Source organism: Humibacter sp. (assembly GCF_051954055.1).
Classification (GTDB): Bacteria; Actinomycetota; Actinomycetes; order Actinomycetales; family Microbacteriaceae; genus Humibacter.
Window position 1 is genome coordinate 1 of the sequence record NZ_JBQCIE010000141.1, and the last position, 3,358, is coordinate 3,358.

Annotated in this window: 3 protein-coding genes; 2 read left to right on the plus strand and 1 reads right to left on the minus strand. The window is 69.2% G+C overall.

Annotated elements, in window-relative coordinates; all coding sequences use genetic code 11:
* Window positions 1-146 precede the first annotated feature (146 nt).
* Window positions 147-881: a glutamine amidotransferase gene (locus ACTHNC_RS18350; RefSeq protein ID WP_440296075.1), complete on the minus strand. Its 735-nt coding sequence runs from the start codon at window positions 879-881 to the stop codon at window positions 147-149.
* 308 nt (window positions 882-1,189) lie between these two features.
* Here ACTHNC_RS18350 and ACTHNC_RS18355 point away from each other — a divergent pair, with 308 nt between their 5' ends.
* Window positions 1,190-1,399 (plus strand): heavy-metal-associated domain-containing protein, encoded by a 210-nt coding sequence (locus ACTHNC_RS18355; RefSeq protein WP_440296076.1) that lies wholly within the window; start codon window positions 1,190-1,192, stop codon window positions 1,397-1,399.
* A gap of 181 nt (window positions 1,400-1,580) precedes the next feature.
* Window positions 1,581-3,358: heavy metal translocating P-type ATPase (locus tag ACTHNC_RS18360; protein WP_440296077.1), on the plus strand; the 1,778-nt coding region annotated here is incomplete at its 3' end.

A 3,358-nucleotide genomic window follows, 5' to 3' on the forward strand; every position in this document is an offset into this window, starting at 1 on the left:
GGCCGGCCCACCCCCTCCAGGGTGAGACTACGTGTGTGCGATGAGACCACGTGCATGGCGCCTAGGGTCATCCCATACGGGTAGTCTCACCGCCGGTCGTGTCACCCGCCGCTCTGTCGCTCGGGGGTGCCGACCGGCGACGGCGCTCAGCGGGCGTAGCGCTCCGCGAAAGTGCGGAGCAGCCGCGGCGGCCACGTGACGGGCGCCGCCGATCGGATCGTCTGCTCGGTCGCATCCAACTCGTGCGGCTCGAAGTAGCCCTCGTAGCGATACGTGCGCACGCGGTCCACGATGTCGTCGGCCGTCAGCTCCGGGTGGAACTGTGTCGCATACAGATTCCTCTTCACCCGAAATGCCTGCACGGGGCAGGCGTCGCCGGTCGCCAGCAGGGTGGCGTCCGGCGGCAGGTGCTTCACCGCTTCCTTGTGCCCCACCCACGCCTTGAACGCCGGCGGGATGCCCGCGAAGAGCGGATCGCGCACGCCCTCCTCCGTGAGCCGCACCTCCACAGCGTCGACGGGCTCGCCGAACGTTCGGTCGATCACCGCGCCTCGATGCACACCCAGTGTGCCGACGCCGTAGCAGGCGCCGAAGAACGGGAAGTCGGCCTCGACGATGCGGTCGAGCAGCCGCGACATCTCGGCCTCCACGCGCAGCTGCACCTCCGACTTGGTGCTCTGCGCGTCGCTCGCGTTGAACGGGCTGCCGCCCACGAAGACGCCGGAGTAGTCATCGAGATCAAGTTCGGGCATCGGATGCTGCTCGAGACGGACGCGCGTCAGCTCGCCCTCCTGCAGCCCCGCGAAGTCGCGGAACGCGGCGTACTCCGCGTCGGCGAGGTGATCGTCGAAGCGGGTCGCGAGCAGCAGGAACGGGCGCACGTGCTCCAGGGTGTCACGTGCGACCGCCTGACCGCATCCGCATGGCCGTCCTCTCTTGTGTGGCCGACCGTCCCCCAACGCGTGTCTCACAAGATGCGACCTGGCTGCTTCACCTGCCGCATCCACTGAGACACGAGAGCGGCGGATGTCTCAGAGTGGCGACGTCAGCCACACCATCCCGCAGGTTGTGAGACACGCAATCCAGCACAGGAGCGAGCTGGGCCGGAATACCCGAGATATCGTCCTCGTTCGACTCTGTGATACCCCATGGGGGTATGCTGGAGTCGACGGGAACGAAAGGACTTTCAATGACGACCGCCGAGTACGACGTGACGGGAATGACGTGCGGGCACTGCGAGATGTCGGTGCGCGAAGAAGTGAGCGAGATTCGGGGCGTGGAAGACATCCGGGTGAGTGCCCAAGACGGACGCCTCGTCGTGACCTCGAACTCGACGATCGACGACGCGGCCGTGCTGAACGCCGTGCGCGAGGCCGGCTACGCGGCGGTCCGTCGCTGAGCGGAGCGCCCCGTGCCCGACCGCAGCCACTTGTTGCATTGGCAGCCACGTGTGCTGGCTGCGAATACGAGAAGTGGCTGCGGACGAGAATCGCAGGCAGCCAAGACTGGAGGAGACGTCGTTGACGGTGCCACTGACATCCGCTGATGCTCGACCGAACGTCGAGCTGGAGATCGGCGGTATGACATGCGCGTCGTGCGCGAGCCGCATCGAGCGCAAGCTCAACAAGCTGGACGGCGTGACGGCGACGGTCAACTATGCGACGGAGCGCGCGAGCGTTGCGGCTCCGGCCGCCGTCGACGCGGCGACGCTGATCGCCGAGGTCGAAAAGGCCGGATACTCGGCGCAGGTGCACGTTGCAGAGCCGGAGCGCACGAGGGAGTCCCAAGGGCCGGCGTCGGGTGCGGATGCCGCCGACGCCGAAGTGACGTCGCTGCGCAACCGGCTGGTCGTCTCGGCCGTGCTCTCGGCCCCGGTCGTCGCGATGGCGATGATCCCGGCGCTGCAGTTCACGTACTGGCAGTGGGCGTCTCTCGCGCTCGCAGCACCCGTCGTGGTGTGGGGTGCGTGGCCGTTCCACCGCGCCGCGTGGATCAACCTGCGGCACGGCGCCGCGACCATGGACACCCTGGTCTCGATCGGCACGATCGCCGCGTTCCTATGGTCGCTGTACGCCCTGTTCCTCGGTACCGCGGGGATGCCCGGCATGAGGCATCCGTTCGAGCTGACCCTGCAGCGCACCGACGGAACCGGCAACATCTACCTCGAGGTCGCAGCGGGGGTGACCACGTTCATCCTCGCGGGCCGCTACTTCGAGAAGCGCTCCAAGCGGCAGGCCGGTGCCGCGCTGCGGTCGCTGCTCGAGCTCGGCGCCAAGGATGTGACCGTGCTGCGTGACGGGCGGGAGACGATCGTCCCGATCGGCGAGCTGCGCGTCAGCGACGAGTTCGTCGTGCGTCCGGGGGAGAAGATCGCGACCGACGGGGTCGTCGTGTCGGGGGCGTCCGCGGTGGATGTCTCGATGATCACGGGCGAGTCGGTGCCGGTCGAAGTCGGCGTCGGGGATGCCGTCACCGGCGCGACCGTCAACGCGAGCGGCCGACTCGTGGCGCGGGCGACGCGCGTCGGGGCGGACACGCAGCTGGCGCAGATGGCGAAGCTCGTCGAGGATGCCCAGGCCGGCAAGGCGCAGGTGCAGCGGCTCGCCGATCGCATCTCCGGCATCTTCGTGCCGATCGTGCTCGGCGTGGCCGTCGTCACTCTGGTCGGGTGGCTGATCGCGGGATTCCCGGTCGCCGCCGCGCTGACGGCCGCCGTGGCCGTGCTGGTCGTGGCGTGCCCGTGCGCGCTGGGGCTCGCGACCCCGACCGCACTGATGGTCGGAACCGGACGCGGGGCGCAGCTGGGCATCCTGATCAAGGGTCCCGAGGTGCTCGAGTCGACGCGCAAGGTGGACACTGTGGTGCTGGACAAGACCGGCACCGTGACGACCGGGCGTATGGCGCTCGTCGGCGTCATCCCGGCGGAGGGCGAGGACCGGAGCGAGGTGCTGCGGATTGCTGGAGCTCTGGAGAACGCGTCAGAGCATCCGATCGCGCGGGCGGTGGCGAACGCGGCGTCACGCGAGGGCGGCCTCGCACAGCCGGGAGGCTTCGTGGCCGTGCCGGGCAAGGGCGTGCACGGCGTGGTGGACGGGCATGCAACGGTCGTCGGGAGCCAGTCGCTGCTCGAGGAGTGGGCCGCGCCGCTCACCCCGGAGCTGGCGGAGAAGCTGGATAGGGCCGAACGTGACGGCAGGACCGTCGTCGCCGTCGCGTGGGACGGCGCCGCGCGGGGCATCCTCATCGTCGCCGACACCGTGAAGCCGACAAGCGCGGACGCCGTTTCGCGCATGAAGGGGCTCGGCCTCACTCCGATCCTGCTCACCGGTGACAACGAGGCCGTCGCCCGGCACATCGC